At 57.8% G+C, this 15,602-nt stretch carries 11 protein-coding genes; 3 read left to right on the top strand and 8 right to left on the bottom strand.

Annotation, left to right across the window (positions count from 1 at the left end):
- Nucleotides 1-329 precede the first annotated feature (329 nt).
- Together H6G07_RS22060 and H6G07_RS22055 are read right to left on the bottom strand one after the other, a co-directional pair.
- Entirely contained in the window at nucleotides 330-2,888 is a 2,559-nt protein-coding gene (locus tag H6G07_RS22060) for an EAL domain-containing protein (RefSeq protein WP_084173476.1), read from the bottom strand.
- A 159-nt stretch (nucleotides 2,889-3,047) separates the two neighbouring features.
- The gene (locus H6G07_RS22055) at nucleotides 3,048-3,254 is read right to left on the bottom strand and encodes a hypothetical protein (RefSeq protein ID WP_073610346.1); all 207 of its coding nucleotides are present in this window, start codon (nucleotides 3,252-3,254) and stop codon (nucleotides 3,048-3,050) included.
- Between the two features lie 1,110 nt (nucleotides 3,255-4,364).
- Here H6G07_RS22055 and H6G07_RS22050 point away from each other — a divergent pair.
- Nucleotides 4,365-5,171 (top strand): septal ring lytic transglycosylase RlpA family protein, encoded by an 807-nt coding sequence (locus tag H6G07_RS22050; RefSeq protein WP_338420723.1) that lies wholly within the window; start codon nucleotides 4,365-4,367, stop codon nucleotides 5,169-5,171.
- A 152-nt stretch (nucleotides 5,172-5,323) separates the two neighbouring features.
- Here H6G07_RS22050 and H6G07_RS22045 read toward each other — a convergent pair whose 3' ends face one another.
- The 6 genes from H6G07_RS22045 to glnT all read right to left on the bottom strand — a co-directional run bounded on the left by H6G07_RS22045 (nucleotide 5,324) and on the right by glnT (nucleotide 13,511).
- Nucleotides 5,324-6,376, bottom strand: a complete 1,053-nt coding sequence (locus H6G07_RS22045; protein WP_084173472.1) for a Rieske 2Fe-2S domain-containing protein — start codon at nucleotides 6,374-6,376, stop codon at nucleotides 5,324-5,326.
- 174 nt (nucleotides 6,377-6,550) lie between these two features.
- The gene (ftsH, locus tag H6G07_RS22040; RefSeq protein WP_073610368.1) at nucleotides 6,551-8,419 is read right to left on the bottom strand and encodes an ATP-dependent zinc metalloprotease FtsH; all 1,869 of its coding nucleotides are present in this window, start codon (nucleotides 8,417-8,419) and stop codon (nucleotides 6,551-6,553) included.
- A 148-nt stretch (nucleotides 8,420-8,567) separates the two neighbouring features.
- Nucleotides 8,568-8,858, bottom strand: a complete 291-nt coding sequence (locus tag H6G07_RS22035; protein WP_073610344.1) for a YkvA family protein — start codon at nucleotides 8,856-8,858, stop codon at nucleotides 8,568-8,570.
- Nucleotides 8,859-8,955: 97 nt separating this feature from the next.
- The gene (locus tag H6G07_RS22030; protein WP_073610343.1) at nucleotides 8,956-10,356 is read right to left on the bottom strand and encodes an aldehyde dehydrogenase family protein; all 1,401 of its coding nucleotides are present in this window, start codon (nucleotides 10,354-10,356) and stop codon (nucleotides 8,956-8,958) included.
- A 332-nt stretch (nucleotides 10,357-10,688) separates the two neighbouring features.
- The gene (locus H6G07_RS22025; RefSeq protein ID WP_073610342.1) at nucleotides 10,689-11,867 is read right to left on the bottom strand and encodes an iron-containing alcohol dehydrogenase; all 1,179 of its coding nucleotides are present in this window, start codon (nucleotides 11,865-11,867) and stop codon (nucleotides 10,689-10,691) included.
- 318 nt (nucleotides 11,868-12,185) lie between these two features.
- Nucleotides 12,186-13,511: a type III glutamate--ammonia ligase gene (gene glnT / locus H6G07_RS22020; protein ID WP_073610341.1), complete on the bottom strand. Its 1,326-nt coding sequence runs from the start codon at nucleotides 13,509-13,511 to the stop codon at nucleotides 12,186-12,188.
- Between the two features lie 294 nt (nucleotides 13,512-13,805).
- On the opposite strand from glnT, the gene H6G07_RS22015 reads away from it, so the two are divergent.
- Entirely contained in the window at nucleotides 13,806-14,375 is a 570-nt protein-coding gene (locus H6G07_RS22015; protein WP_073610340.1) for a hypothetical protein, read from the top strand.
- Nucleotides 14,376-14,670: 295 nt separating this feature from the next.
- Nucleotides 14,671-15,408 carry a type 1 glutamine amidotransferase gene (locus H6G07_RS22010; RefSeq protein WP_073610339.1) on the top strand — a complete coding sequence of 246 codons (738 nt, stop codon included), beginning with the start codon at nucleotides 14,671-14,673 and terminating at the stop codon, nucleotides 15,406-15,408.
- The last annotated feature ends 194 nt before the right edge of the window (nucleotides 15,409-15,602 follow it).

The raw sequence follows: 15,602 nt of genomic DNA, 5'->3' as shown, positions 1-15,602 counted from the left end.
GTTTGACCTCCTGTTGGTCACTGAGGTCGGCGGTAGGGCGCTCGGTCGTTGCTATCACCACGGCTACCGCTAACCGCGGCGATGCTACCGCGATTGGCGCAGCAATTCCTTGAGGAATTGCGGGTAGCCCAGCTGGGTCTAAATCTCGACAACCCAGACTAGTTGGCCCATGGACTGTGTTAGCTCTCAAACGAGCGCAGCTTGGCCGCCAACCTCTAAAACTAAGGCTCTCTATAACTGTGCCCTGAAGCACAAAAGCCTACCCCAACATCCTATTACTTCTGCACAAAACATAGTGTTATGTAACGATGACCAAACACCGCCTGTTTTCAAGCCTTTTGGGCCTCGTCTGGGGTGCTGGCCCTGAGCCAAGGCCAGGGGTTAGTCAACAGTGCTGTCGCCGCCTCACGGCCCAGGGGCTGAGAAAACAGGTAGCCCTGACCGCGCCGACAGCCCATGGCCCGCAGTCGATTGAGCTGGGTTTCGGTCTCAATGCCTTCGGCCACTAAATCCATATTCAGCTTTTGGCCTAGGGCGATAATGGTCTGCACAATCTCGCGATCGTCGCCACTTTGATCCATCCGGCCAACAAACGACTGGTCAATTTTGAGGGTGTCTGTGGGGAAACGGTGCAGGTAGCTGAGCGATGAATAGCCGGTGCCAAAGTCGTCGATCGCCAGCTTCAGCCCCAGCTGCTTGAGCCGGTGCATCAGCTCCGTCGCCCCATCCACGTCCCGCATGATCATGCTTTCCGTAATTTCGAGCTGTACCTGCTTGCCAGCCAGATTTAGCTCCCGCAGACAGCCCCCAAACTGATCCACTAGGTCAACCTGGTGCAACTGCCGCCGCGATAGGTTAATGCTCATGGTCAAGGGATGGTCGGGAAACTGCTGCTGCCAGTCTTTGAGCTGGGCGCAGGCGGCCCGAAAGATCCACTGGCCCAGGTGCACAATCAGCCCGGTCTCTTCGGTGACCTGAATAAACTGCCCCGGCGACACGAAGCCCTCCTCCGGGCGGTACCACCGCACCAGCGCCTCAAAGCCCGCAATGCGCCCGCTTTGCAAACAGACAATCGGTTGGTAGTGGAGCAAAAACTCGTTGTTTTCAAAGGCGCTGAGCAGGTGGCTCTCTAGCTCTAGGCGGCGCACGGCCTCTTCGTGCATGGTGCTGGCGAACACTTCGTAGCGGTATTCATTCAGAGCCTTGGCCCGGTACATGGCGGTGTGGGCGTCGCGCAGCAGGTCTTGGGGGCTGGGGGGATGTTCGCCGTGGGCCATGGCCACCCCCATCGAGCTGGTTACCGAGAGCCGCCGCCGCGTGAGCGAAAATGGCTCTGACAGTTCGGTTTGCAAACGGTTTAACCACTCGTCTACGGTGGGCTGGTCGTGCACCGGCAGCAGAAAGGCAAACTCATCGCCCCCCACCCGCGACAGTTGAGCCGACGGGGGCAAAAACTTTTGCAGCCGCTGAGCCAGGGTTTGCAGCACGCGATCGCCCACAATATGCCCAAAAGACTGGTTGATCAGCTTAAAGCGATCGATGTCGAGAAACACCACCGTCACCGCCGTAGCGGGTTTTTGGCAGAGTGCCCGCTGCACTTGCAGCACAAACATGTCTCGCCCCGGCAGCAGGGTGAGCTGGTCGTAGCTGCTGCGGTACAGCACCTTTTGCGTCAGCACCAGCCCCAGGGCCAGCAAAAACGCCGCCACAGGTTCTACTGTCGGAATCCACAGCAGGTTGGCCAGGGCCAGGCCGCTCAGCCCCCGAATGGTCAACACCATCCCCCCGCTGAGCAATAGCAGCAGGGGGGGGCGGCGCACCTGCCAGCCCATGACCCCGGCGGCTAGGGTACAGCCCAGCAGCCAGACAAATTCGCCCCACTGGGGCAAAAAACGGTAGAGAGCGGGTTCGCCTGCGATCGCATCGAGCAGCTGGCTAATGCTTTGGGCATGCACCTCAACCCCCGCCATCACAAACTGGGCTTCATGCTCGTGACTAAAGGGGGTATAAAACTCGTCCTTCAGGCTGGAGGCGGTGGAGCCAATCAATACAATCTTGCCTCGCACCCAGTCGGGGGGCACGGCCCCGGCTAGCACCTGGGTAATAGTTAACGTGGGCGCCGGTTCGTAGGGAGTGCGATACTTCATCAGCACCTGAAAGCCCCGGTCGTCGATGTTGGCGTAGCCACCATCCTTAGCTAACAGGGCCGGAAACTCAGCTTCCCCAACGCGCAGCAGATCGTTGTCTCGATCGACTTGAAACGCTAAATCGGTGTGGTAGGCCAGCACCACCCGCAGCGGAAACGAGTAAGCGGGATTATTGGGGATAGCTACGTACAGCAGGTTGCGGCGCAGCACGCCGTCGGGGTCAATGACAAAGTCGTTAAACCCCACCTGATCGGCGGGCCAGGTGGCTGGAGCGGGTACCTCAACGCCGTTTGTCTGCTGGCCCACATTAAAGATGCCGATTACGTTTGAAGAATCGGTAAAGGCTTGGGCCAGGGCTGCCTGACCTGGCACGTCCTGGGGGGTGTTGCGGTACAGATCGAGCCCTATTACCGCCGGCTCGTGGCGCTGCACTTCGGCAATAATATTGGCTACCACCTGATCAGACAGGGGCCAACCGTAGGCTTCTAGATCGGCCTCGGTCACCTCTACAATCAGCAGCCGGGGGTCTGGAGCCTGCTGAATCAGCAGCCGGGTGAGCAGGTCAAAGCTAGAGGTTTCGAGGGATTCAAATAGCTGTAGCCGCTTGCCCGCAGACACTAGCGTCAGGGCGAGCAAGCCAGAAACCAACACCGCTCGGCTGCCAAAATTGATGGGCTGATCAAAACGGGAGGCCCACTGTTGGAGCTGCTGCCTAGACGGCCAGACCCGAAAATGCACCATGGATTAAACCGGCAATGGTAGGAGTGGCAATGGCAGGCATTGACTCGCAATTCCCTGAATACAGAGATATACAGGGAATAACAGCGCTATCCGGAAATGGTTGGCAACCAGCTTGCCCCTGCGCCCCTGGAGAATCGTTAGCCTGCTAGGCCACAGCCTTTAAGCCATAGTGTCATTGTGTTGGCCGTTAACCCAGTGGGTGCCGCCCCCCCGCCGCTGGCCCGGAAACTCGTCGCGGTTGCCGCTGGCCTGCTGCTCAGCCTCAGAGTGGGGCCAGTGCAGAAGTAGCAAACTTAACATGCTGAACCCCACCAGTAGCGCGGCACCACTGGGCCAAATAAAGACTCGAATCAGCGTTGCCTTCATAGCTAGAACGACCCTGGATTAGTGACAGAACCCCTGCCCTGCCGCTGGCAAAGGCTCGGTTTAACGAACTTGCACACTGCGGGGGCATAGTGTGATTCTTCACGGCTGAGGTTATATTCGATACTTGAAAGATTGGGCTTTTACTGAAGCTTTATGGAGCGGTAAAGCTCGGTCAGCCTGAGCTGGCTCAGCCGCTAAATTGAGGCAGGGGAGCCGGTGGTCTGCGTTTGCTGGCGATCGCTCCACCGAAAGCCTTAAAAACTTGTTAAGGGAAGACCCTACTCAGCCATTCCACAGATATGCTGAACGCAAGATACCTCCTAACTGCGTCTCCAGCCTCGTCTGACTCCCTCTGTTGGTGTCATTTTGACGGGGCTGCTACTTTTGGAAGCCACTTTGGGCCGTTACTAGCTGATTGTCGGCAACGCTTTGAGGTGAGCATTGGGGCGATCGCCCCATAGGGGCATTTTCCCAACTGCATTAAGCTGCGCTGTCCAGGCTTGGCGGCGATCGCGGAAATTTCTACTACTTGTTGGCCTGAGCGTCAGATTGTGCCACTGTCTTTGGGAAGAAATAGTTCTCTACCCGCAGTGAGATTTTTGCTCAGCCTAAAGAGCGCGAGCGGTGTGTGATTGCAGATACAAATTTTAAGTGATAGGCTGAAAAAACTAGTCGCAACCTTGCGAATAGTCGTTTTATGCCTTAAAAATCCAGTTTTTTGCCTTAGTTGCTGAGCAAGCGCAACATCTGAGGCGGTTGTCTATCTTGCCCGTGGCCCAAGCTTGCGGCTGACTTCACCATTAGGTGAAACCGGTGAGGGCTAGGGCGTCGCTTTCTGCACACGCATAAATGACGCTATTTGGACTTTTCTGGGCTGCATTTCTACCGCATTATTTCAATCCGCTGAGCTCATTTGGCTTTTTGGCGCTGCCGGTTAGTTCGAGCGCAGGGGCTCATTCACAGCGCCCACCTGCGGTAGATCCAAGCGCTACGCCTTATTCTCCATTGCATCTGCAATCTGCCATCCACAAGCCTCTTCAGTTGTTGCCTCAGCTGGGTTGGCCGCAGGCGGCATCTGTAGATTGGCGACTCTGGAGGGCTACCGCCGCCGTGGCTGTGGTCGGCCAGGGCACAAACGCCCATATGGGCAGCGGGGCGACCCAAGTTGCCGCTACCCCGGCGGCCTGTGGCAAGCTGGCTGCGGCAAACGCTAATGCCCCAGCTAAAGGGTTTACCATTCGAGTTAAGAATGTGGTGATTGGGCAGGTGCCATCTCGTCCGGCGGCAGATCAAGTCGCTCACCAGATTCGCCAGGCGGTGCCTGCACTAGAGGCCAACCCCAACGGGCTGACCCCTCAGTTGAGCGAGGCCTTAGCCGCCGCCCAGGTCGATGGCAAAACCGTGTTTGTGCTGCCTAAGGCAGGGGCCGCTCAGGCCAGCGCGGCGAAGGCAGCTCATCCTAGTCAGACTGCCCTACAGGCGATCGCCTGGGTCAACAACCTGCGCTTAGCCTTTGGCGGGTCTCCCCTCGAGCCCAGTCAGGTGCAGATGGTGGCCCACGGCCTGGGTGAAACCCGCAAGACGTTTAACGGCACAGCGTCTTGGTATGGGCCTTACTTTCATGGGCGGCAGACGGCCACGGGTGAAATTTTTAACCAAAACGACCTGACGGCGGCCCACAAGACCTTACCCTTTGGCACCTACCTCAAGGTGCGCAACCAGCTCAACGGCAAGAGCGTGGTCGTGCGGATCAACGATCGCGGCCCCTACATCGGCGATCGCTCCCTCGATCTCTCCTACGCTGCGGCTCAGTGCCTAGGGGGTGCTCAGGTTGGGCTAATTCCCTATCAGGCGACGATTCTAGCGCCGGGGGTTCCCCAAGCTTGGCGCTCTGAGGTCGTAGCCGCGCTTCCCTAGGGAAAGGATGGCCAGGTTTAGGGCTGAATGGGAGCTGTGAGTCCAACAATCCTTGACCCAGACTTTTGTGATGCCATGGGGTGGCTGGACGACGATCGCCTTCAGAAATAACCCAATTCAGTAGGTCAAACCTAAGGCATAACCAAACCCAATCAGGCCCGCCACTTGAGTAGCTGAGTCTTGACGGGGGTAACAAATTCGCGAGCTTCAGCCTGGGAGCGCTGGAACTCTTTTTTGAGCTGGTAGTACCACCGGGCTAGGGTGTCAGAGTCTTTGATCAGCCGCAGCACTGTTTCGTGCTTGAGCCCCTCCTGCTGCTTGATCACCACGTCGCGGTCTTGGCCCAAAAATGAGCGAATCATCAGGGGCAAAATTGGCTTGAGCAGAGCGCCCCAGGGCAAATCCCAGTACAGCTCAAAGGTGACGTCGGTTTGGTCGTCAGTGAGGGGCGTTACCGTGGTTAGGTTCACCACGCGGTGCTTGGCGGTCGTCGTTTCTTCGGTGCGTACACCGGGCAGGTAAAAGATAATTTCGTTGTCGGGCACGCCGCCAATTAGCCAGTAGCCATAGCCCATGTTGTCACCCATGCGGTGTTTGCGCATGGTGAAGCCGTAGGTGGAGGGGTCGAACCACTTGATTTCGTCATTCAAGGTTGCTCCGCGCCACCACCACGAGCGATGCACAAAGGGGGAATGGGCCGGATCCATCAGCCCCACCACAGCATGGTCGATGTAGCAGGGAAAGCGCATAGTGTAGGTGACCTTGGGGCGCACATCGTCGCCAAAACCCGGTACGCGCGGCACGTCGAAACGAGGGGGCTGGGGGTTGGCGCGATCGCTCACATAGACCCACAGGTTGCCCTGCACCTCTTTGACCTCGTAGCGGTTGACATCAAACCGACTCAAATCCATCTGCTGCTCGGGCAGCAGCGATGGAATTTCGGTGCACTGGCCGTTTTCGTTAAAGCGCCAGCCGTGGTAGCAGCACTCGACCTCGGTGCCGTCAAAGCGACCACAGCTTAGGGGCACCGCCCGGTGGGGGCAAATGTCCCGAATAGCAAAGGCTTTGCCCTGGTCGGTACGGCCAAACAAAATCGGCTCGTTGAGCAGGGTTTTGGCCACCATCTTGCCTGCCTTCAGCTCATGGCTGGGCATGGCGTGGTACCAGATGTTGCGCAGCAGGTAGATGTCGTTAACGGCAACCACAGGTTTTCTGAAGAGTTAGGGATTGAGGCGATTAATACTGTAGCAGAGGCTTGGTAGTGGCGAAGATTTAGCTTGGGCCAGTTCAGAGTACGTCTTGCGGCTATGTCTTAACGACGATTGCCTCAGCCTGTGCAAGCCAGGCTGAGGCAATCGTCGTTAACTATTCAGTAGCCCTTAACCCACCGTATGGGGTTCTTGCACCTGCTTGAGTTGTTCGCGCAGGGGGGGGCCTTCGATCACCTCGGCCTCTAGCAATTGCTGAGCCAGGGTTTCGAGCAGCTCGCGGTTTTGCTTGAGAATGTCGAGGGCGCGCTGGTGGCCTTCTTCGACGATCGCCTTCACCTCTTCATCGATCGCCTTAGCGGTTTCTTCGCTGATGGGGCGGCGGGCGTTGGGCATGCCGCCGTCGAGAAAGGCATTGCGCTGGGCGCGATCGTAGGCGAGGGGGCCGAGCACCTGGCTCATGCCGTAGGTGGTGACCATCTGCTCGGCCAGGTCGGTAGCCCGCTGGAGGTCGTTAGAGGCTCCGGTGGTGATGCTGCCGAAGATGATTTCTTCAGCCGATCGCCCACCCAGCAGGGTAGCAATTTGTCCCTTTAGCTCCGCCTCATCGCGCAGGAAGCGGTCTTCGGTGGGCAGTTGCAGGGTATAGCCCAGGGCGGCCATCCCGCGCGGCACGATGGAGATTTTTTCGACCTCGTCGGTGCCGGGCATCATCGCGCCGACCAGGGCGTGGCCGACTTCGTGGTAGGCGACAATTTTCTTTTCTTTGTCGTTGAGCACGCGGCTCTTTTTCTCTAGACCGGCCACGACGCGCTCGATCGCCTCGGCAAAGTCTTCTTGCTCGACTACGGTGCTGTTGCGGCGAGCGGCCAGCAGAGCGGCTTCGTTAACCAGGTTGGCCAGATCGGCTCCGGCAAAGCCCGGGGTGCGGGTGGCGGTGGTCTTGAGATCGACGGTGTCGGCCAGCTTGACATCCTTAGCGTGGATTTTGAGGATGGCTTCGCGGCCTTTGAGATCGGGGCGATCGACCAGGACTTGGCGATCGAAGCGACCAGGGCGCAGCAGGGCTGGGTCGAGGGTTTCGGGCCGGTTGGTAGCAGCCAGCACGATCACCGTAGTATCGCCTGCATCAAAGCCGTCCATTTCGGTGAGCAGCTGGTTGAGAGTCTGCTCGCGCTCGTCGTTGCCGCCGTAGAAACCGTTGCTGGAGCGCGATTTACCGATCGCATCTAACTCATCAATAAAGATGATGCAGGGCGACTGCTTTTTGGCCTGCTCAAACAAGTCGCGCACCCGAGAAGAGCCCACGCCGACAAACAGCTCGACAAATTCTGAACCGGAGATGCTGAAAAATGGTACTCCTGCCTCACCCGCCACAGCCTTGGCCATCAGAGTTTTGCCTGTTCCCGGTGGGCCAACCAGCAGCACGCCCTTGGGAATTTTGGCCCCCAGATCGGTAAAGCGTTTGGGAGTTTTGAGGAAATCGACCACTTCTACCAGTTCGGTTTTGGCTTCTTCGACCCCGGCCACATCGTCAAAGGTAATTTTGCCAGCGTCGCCCTCTACATAGACCTTAGCCTTGCTTTTGCCAATGGAAAGCGCCCCCTGGGGACCACCGGCACCGCGAGCCAGAAAGAACCGCCACACGCCAATGAAAATCAGCGGCGGAATCACCCAGCTCAGCAGACTGCCAAACCACTGGCCCTTGGGCGGCGGCACAGCGGCAAACTCAACCCCGTTGTCTTCGAGCCGCTGGGGCAGTTGCAGGTCAAAAATGGGGGTAGTGGTATACACATCGCCGGGTTCGCCCGTGGTCGGGTCTTTGACCTGGTAGCGAATTTCGTTTTGGCCCACCGAGGCCCGCACCACCTCCTGCTCGTCGATGCGGTGGATGAACATGCTGTAGGGTTCGCGGGCGGTTTGGCTGCCAAACACGCTAGAGAACACAATGTTGAGCAGCAGCAGGCCAGTGGCGGCCCAGAGCACGATATTGACAATTTGCCGCGATCGCGGCGGCTGAGGGTCTTTTTTAACAGGCATAGCGATTTTAGATTGGCAATTTTGGATTTTGGCAGGGCGATCGCCCAAACACACCAGGGGATGAACCGATTGTGGTGAGTCAGGCTCCCTCAGTTTTGGCGATAGTCAATAGCCTTGAGAGCTATAACCCAGCGCGCGAGAAGCTGAGCTAATTAAAATCCACATCGACTGTGGTTTTGGCGGCATCGGGAGCATCAGACCGCAGCCCAGACTGTTTTTTGTTGGTCAACCCAGACAGCACGATCTGCGACATAGCGGCAATAAAAATAGAGGCCACTGCCGCATCATCAATCCAGCCGATGATGGGGATGAAATCGGGAGAAATGTCGATGGGGCTAACTAGGTAAAGTAGTGTGGCACCGGCCAACAGCCAGCGGTATTTGGGGTGTTCAAGGGTGCGCTTATACCAGTCATAAAACGACTGAACGGGAGAGTCCATGGGGGCAAGGTTGAATGCGATGGTTTCATGGTGCCACGGAACCCCCTGCTTGCTCCGTGGCGGATAGCCGTCCGCTAACTAGGGCGAGGGCCGAACCCTAGCCCGCACGCAGGTGCCAAGCGCGGGGCTGCAAAAACGCGTAGAGCCCTGCCAGCGAGAGGGTTGCACCCAAACCGGAGTGGCCACGACCGCTCCAGGGCAAGCGGGGGCTGACGCGATCGCAGCAGTTCCAGTATGCGCTCCCCGTCTTGAGCTGGCGCAAAATCCCTACGGCCCGGTCGCGATCGGTGCTGTACACCGCCGCCGTCAGTCCGTAGGGCGTGTTCTGCATCAGCGCCACGGCTGACTCGTCGCTGGTCACCCGCTGAATGCCTATCACCGGGCCAAAGGTTTCTTCCTGCATGACGGTCATAGTGTGGTTGACCTCGGTGAGCACCGTGGGGGCAAAGTACCAGCCGGGGCGATCGAGGGTTGCACCGCCGCAGCGCAGGGTAGCGCCCTTAGCCAGAGCATCTGCGACCTGATCGGCCAAGACGCTGAGCTGAGGCTTGCGACTCACCGGGCCAAGGTAGGTGGCCGGGTCGGTAGGGTCACCCAGTTTGAAGCCCTCTACCGCTGCCAAAAACGCTTCTAAAAACTCGTCGTAGACATCGGCATGAACGTAGATACGCTCCACCGCACAGCAGCTCTGGCCGTTGTTGTAGAACGCTCCATCGGCCAGCCCCGCCGCCGCTATTGCCACGTTTACGTCTGGACAGACGTAGGCCGGGTCTTTGCCCCCCAGCTCTAGCTGGGTGCGAATGAGTTTGGAAGCCGCCGCCACGGCAATCTTTTGCCCCGTGGCGTAGGAGCCGGTGAAAAATACGCCATCAATAGGCTGTTCTAACAGGGCGGCTCCGGTTAGCCCTGAGCCAATTATCGGGATGAAAATATCCTCTGGAATGCCGGACTCGTAGAGGAGGGAGGCGATCGCCCCCCCAGTCAGCGTCGCCAACTCCGACGGCTTATACAGCACCGCATTCCCCAGCAGCAGCGCCGGAATAAACACGTTCCCCCCCACAAAGTAGGGATAGTTCCAGGCTGAGATGTTGGCGATCACGCCTAGCGGATCGTGGCTGATCACTTCTTCTAACGTGCCACTACCCGGCAGCGCATGGGCTGGCTCAGAGTAGACGCGCTCTGGAGTCAGTACCTGAGCGGCATTCTGCACAAAGAAATCGATCCGTCCGAGCACCGCCAAAATTTCATTACGCGCCTGGGTAATCGGCTTGCCAGTTTCTGACGTCAGCAACGCCGCTAGGGCATCAACCCGCTCGATTAGCAGATCTCGAAACCGCAGGATAGGCGAGATGCGATCGGCCAGCGGCAGTGCCGCCCACCCCGGCAGCGCCGCCCGCGCCCTGGCATATTTTTCGGCGACAGCGGCGCGATCGTCCACCAAGAGTTCTTTGATCAGCGCCTCGTTGGCGGGGTTGATAATGGAGAGCGGGTCAGCCATCGCTAGGGAAGGGAAATAGGTTGTTAATGATGGTTTCGGCGCGGGGTGAATAGTGGGCAGTCCCCACCCTACGGTTGCTTGGGCCAATTGCAGAGAAGGACAGATTCGTCCGCAGAACACAGGTTTAAACCGATGATCAGTCAGTTCTTTCCGTGAGGTCAAGGACGACGGAACGTCCTTGTCGATGGGGGTCTGGGGCCAGCGAAATGGCCCCAGCGGTAGATTTGGCCTTAGCCCTAGATTGTGCGCCGCGATCGCAGAGAACTCGCTTAGACGGTGCATTGCTTCGCGAATGCACCCTACGGTTGGATGGGAGAACGCACGCAGGATAATCAGAAAGCATCTTGATAGATAGCGTAGAAATCCTTCTCTATAACAGGTTTAGGATTCAGCGGATGACAGCCATCCTTCATCGCCACCGCCACCAGCGGCCCCAGCCCGTCGGGCGTCACCCCCAAAGCCCCCAGCGAAGCCGGAATGCCAATCGACTCCGACAGCCCCACAATCCAATCGATAAATTCTTGCCCATCCGTTGCCCCTGGCTTTACGACCCGTGCCATCCGCAAAAACCGCTCCGGGGCAGCAGATAGGTTAAACCGCATCGCCGCAGGCAGCATAACGCCATTCGCCAAACCGTGGTGCGTGTCATACACCGTAGACAGCGCATGGGCACAGGAATGGGTGACGCCAAGCCCTTTCTGAAAGGCGATCGCCCCCATCATCGACGCATTCAGCATCCCTCCCCGCGCCGCTAGATGTGCCGCCGCCGCTTCACCGAAGGCTTCTCCTGCCTGCGATCGCCGCGCAAAATCCACACAGGCCTGCAAATTCTCCGCCACCAGATGAATGCCCTCCAGCGCAATGCCATCGCACAGCGGGTTAAACCCCTTAGCCAGAAACGCCTCCACTAGATGGGTCAGCGCATCCATCCCCGTCGCAGCGGTGATCTTGGCCGGTAGCCCTAGCAGCAGTTCTGGGTCAGCCAGCACTACCTGGGGCAATAGCTGCGGGTCAAACACGATCTTTTTAGCGTGGGTGTCGTCATCCGAGATTACGGCACTGCGACCCACTTCGCTGCCGGTGCCAGCGGTGGTGGGAAGCGCAACAATCGGCGGAATCGGTTGATCGATCGGGCGGGTGCTGTGGCCGTCTTCGTAGTCAAACAGGTGGCCGGGGTGGTTGGCCATCAGGGCGATCGCCTTGGCCACATCCATCGGTGCGCCGCCGCCGACAGCCACAATGCCATCGGCTCCGCTGGCTTTCCAGGCGTCGATGCCCGCATTGACCTGAGAAACCACCGGGTTGCCCCAAACGCCGCTAAACGTGACGGCACCAAAAGCCGCGAGGGAAGCTTGAAGCTCAGGAAACCAGGGCAGTTGAGCGACATCTCTATCGGTGACGATCAGGACTCGCTGAATGCCTAAAGCGGTGAGTTCGGCTGTAAGTTTGGCTCGTGCCCCTGGCCCAAAGCGAATGTGGGTGGGAAAGTTGTAGGTGTGAATAGAAGACATTGAGAATTACGCCTGAAAAGAGGAACCGTGGGTGCATCCGCGCAGCAGTGCATCATCTGGGCAAGTTCTCTGCGATCGCGGCGCACGATTTAGGTCAATAGCCGTATCTGCCGCTGGGGTCATTTCGCTGGCCCCAGACCCCCGTCGAGAAGGACGTTCCGTCGTCCTTCACCTCACGGAAAGGAGTTACCGATCATCGGTTTAAACTTCTGTTTTGCCAATGAACCGGCTCCTCTCTGCAATTGATTTCAACAACCGTAGGGTGGGCACTGCCCACCATCTACCCCAAGAGAGAATCAATAAATCGAACCTTGACCTCTAAATATTCACGTACTTATCCATCTCCCAGGTGGTGATTTGGGCGTTGAAGGCGTTCCATTCCTTCGCTTTCATTTCGAGGAAGGTTTTGGCCCCGAGTTCGCCCATCATCTCTATCAACAGGGGGTCTTGCTTGAGGGCGGCCATCGCCTCGTAGAGGTTGTGGGGCAGGGTTTGCAGGTTGGTGAACTCGTCGCCTCGGGCAAACAGGTTTTCGTCGATGCGCTGGCCGGGGTCAATTTGCTGCTTGATGCCGTCGAGGCCTGCCGCTAAAATTCCGGCGGTAGCTAGGTAGAGGTTGACGGCCCCGTCGATCATGCGGCACTCGAAGCGGCCTGTGTCGGGAATGCGGATCAGGTGCGATCGGTTGTTGCCGCCGTAGGAGATGTAGCGGGGACTCCAGGTGCTGCCAGAGGTGGTGGTGTTGGCCCCCAATCGACGGTAGGAGTTAACGGTGGGGGCGCAGAGGGCCGTCAGCCCTTTGCCGTGGGCCAAGACACCGCCCAAAAAGTGGTAGCCCAGGGGCGAAAGTCCGCCCTCGTCAGCCCCTTCGGCAAAGGCATTGACATCGCCCTGCCACAGACTGTTGTGGACGTGACCACCGTTGCCGGTGATGTGGCTAAAGGGCTTGGGCATAAAGGTGGCCATGAACCCGCGCTGCTCGGCCAGGGTTTTGACCATGTATTTGAAGAAGACGTGGCGATCGCAGGTTGTCCTCGCATCGCTGTAAGTCCAGTTCAGCTCAAACTGACCATTGGCATCTTCGTGGTCGCACTGGTAAGGCCCCCAGCCCAAATCTTCCATGTAAGTAACGATGGTAGAGATCAGGTCAAACTGGCGCATTAGATTGAGCTGGTCGTAGCAGGGCCGCTCGGCGGTGTCTTTAGGATCGGCAATTTCGTACCCCGCCTCGGTCTGGCGCAGCAAAAAGAACTCTGCTTCTACCCCAGTCTTGAGGGTGTAGCCCAGCGATGCGGCCTGATCGATCACCCGGTTCAGCATCATCCGGGGCGCGGCGGGGAAGGGCTCACCCTCGTAGTAAACATCGCAGGCTACCCAGCCCACAGTCGGCTCCCAGGGCAGCTGAATTAGCGAGTCGGGGTCGGGCACCGCAGCAATCTCAGCCGCCTCTGGCCCCAAACCCAGGTTGGAGGCAAACGAGCAGAAAAACGCGCCGTTTTTTTCTACCGAGGCCATTTGCGTGGCGGGTACCAGCTTGGCCCGAGTGCCCCCTAGTAAATCGGTGTAGGAAACGAGAAAAAACCTGATGCCGAGGGCCTTGGCTCTTTCTGCCAGGCTCTGAACCTGAGTCAACATGCCGACCATAGAGCGACTCCAGACGTTTCAGCCTAGTAAAACAGGCTGACGAAGTCGCTTTTGTAGTTGTAGATACGGGTGGCGGTTGAGGGTTGTTCTTTTGGGGTGGTTGGCTTTAGCCCCCAGACAACACCAGCTTGGCCTAGCGAAACGGCGCTAACTCTCTCCGGTTGTATAGATCGATATCTGCCATCCTACCGACTTGTTTGATTGGAAAAGTTCATAGCTTATAAGAAGTACTGAACGTAGGGCAGCAGATGCTAACCCACACTCAGCACTGCCCTTCATACGGAAGTTAACACCATGGAAAGTGACAAGAATTTGGATCGCAATCCTGACACTAACCCCGATCCCATCACTGGGCAGCCCGGATCACATCCCGTTGGCACTGGAGTAGGTGCAGCCGGAGTAGGCGCGATCGCCACTGCGGTCGGCGGTGCGGTCGGTGGCCCCGTGGGAGCCGTAGTTGGCGCAGCCGTTGGCGCTGTGGCTGGCGGGCTAGCGGGCAAAGGCGTTGCAGAAAAGGTCGATCCCACCGTGGAGGATGACTACTGGCGCACCAATTACCAAAATCGGCCCTACGTTGAGTCTGACTATAGCTACGACGACTACAGCCCTGCCTATCGCACGGGCTATGAGGGCTACAACACCTACTCTGGTCAGGGTATGACCTTTAGCCAAGCCGAACCCCATCTGCGAAAAGACTACGAAAGTCATAGTGGCCGCCTCGGCTGGGAAAAAGCCAAGCACGCCAGCCAAGACGCTTGGCACCGGTTAGAGTCTACCGTCAGCCGTGACTCAGATCGGCAGGTTGACGATCGCCGCAGCGTCAACGACACCCGCCGCACCGATGGCACCACCGGCATGCTGTAACCTCGCTGAGGCACACCAGCTTAAATAGTCCCCTTTAAACTGCTGAGCCAGAGTGACTGGCTCGGCGGTTCGTGATCGTAGTGCGCCTTTACCGGGGCTGCTGCGATCGCTTCAAAAACTATTAGCTATGGCGAAGGTCACAACCGCCAGCGAGTTGTTTGCCAATCTCGAAGAATTTTGGGATAACTTGATATAACAAGCTTAGTCCAAATGCCCCGAGAGGCATTTGGACTAAGCTTCACCACTTTCACTGCACTAGATTTCGCCCCAAGCGTCTCAAAGGCCGGGTTCATCCATGGATATTTTGGTTGTTCAGCATGTCGAAGCCGACCCCGTAGGCATTCTAGGCCGATATCTAGAGGTCAGAGGAGCTTGGCTGCACACCTGGTTAGTACCCCAGAGATCGACTCCGCCCCATGGCCATTACGACGGCCTAATTGTGCTCGGCGGCTCGATGAACGCCTGCGAAGACGACAACTTTCCTCACCTGATACGAGTGGCAGAGCTGATTCGCAAATTCCATAGCCAGGGTAAACCGGTGTTGGGCATTTGCCTGGGGGCTCAGCTAATTGCCCGCGCTTTTGGCAGCCGGGTTTACCAAAACGAAGTGCCAGAGCTGGGCTTTACGCCCCTGTTTCCCACCGCCGCCCCCGAAGAACCCTGGCTGCAAGACTACCCACCGGGGATGCCGATGATGCAGTGGCACTTCGACACCTTTGAACTGCCTGTCGGAGCGAAACTGCTGCTCACCAACAATGCCTGCAAGAATCAGGCCTTTCGCATCGGCAGCAACATCTATGGCCTACAGTTTCACCCCGAAGTCACGCCGCAAACGGTGATGAACTGGATGGCCTTTAAAACCGAATGGATTGAGGCTAACTATCCCCACCTGTTTGAGCAACTGCGGGAGCAGCTGGTGCTGCACTGGGTTCAGTCGGCCCAGTTCACCGAAAAGTTAGCCAATGCTTGGTATGACCAGGTAGTGACTTCAGCTCAAACCGGTTCACTACTTGAGCAAGGCAGTCCTAGCTAAATCGCGTCAGTTGAGCCTTGCGACCTAAAGGAGAGGGGCAACAATTGCTACACTGATTTTTGACAGCTTTGGTAGTGAGTCTATCAGCCGGTAAGCGGTTGCGAAGTTGTGGCTGCGTCTTTTAGCAGCCTAAGCCTAGAGTTGATACCGTTGTAAGCGGATAAGACGCCTCAAGAATTGCTACGCCGGCTAGC

This window comes from Phormidium tenue FACHB-1052, from assembly GCF_014696675.1.
Classification (GTDB): Bacteria; Cyanobacteriota; Cyanobacteriia; order Phormidesmidales; family Phormidesmidaceae; genus Nodosilinea; species Nodosilinea tenuis_A.
This window is presented reverse-complemented; position numbering and strand designations above follow the sequence as displayed.

Coding starts and splice junctions, on each gene's coding strand:
- H6G07_RS22060 (WP_084173476.1), bottom strand. CDS start 2,888: ATGGTGCATTTTCGGGTCTGGCCGTCTAGGCAGCAGCTCCAACAGTGG.
- H6G07_RS22055 (WP_073610346.1), bottom strand. CDS start 3,254: ATGAAGGCAACGCTGATTCGAGTCTTTATTTGGCCCAGTGGTGCCGCG.
- ftsH (WP_073610368.1), bottom strand. CDS start 8,419: ATGCCTGTTAAAAAAGACCCTCAGCCGCCGCGATCGCGGCAAATTGTC.
- H6G07_RS22035 (WP_073610344.1), bottom strand. CDS start 8,858: ATGGACTCTCCCGTTCAGTCGTTTTATGACTGGTATAAGCGCACCCTT.
- H6G07_RS22030 (WP_073610343.1), bottom strand. CDS start 10,356: ATGGCTGACCCGCTCTCCATTATCAACCCCGCCAACGAGGCGCTGATC.
- H6G07_RS22025 (WP_073610342.1), bottom strand. CDS start 11,867: ATGTCTTCTATTCACACCTACAACTTTCCCACCCACATTCGCTTTGGG.
- glnT (WP_073610341.1), bottom strand. CDS start 13,511: ATGGTCGGCATGTTGACTCAGGTTCAGAGCCTGGCAGAAAGAGCCAAG.
- H6G07_RS22015 (WP_073610340.1), top strand. CDS start 13,806: ATGGAAAGTGACAAGAATTTGGATCGCAATCCTGACACTAACCCCGAT.
- H6G07_RS22010 (WP_073610339.1), top strand. CDS start 14,671: ATGGATATTTTGGTTGTTCAGCATGTCGAAGCCGACCCCGTAGGCATT.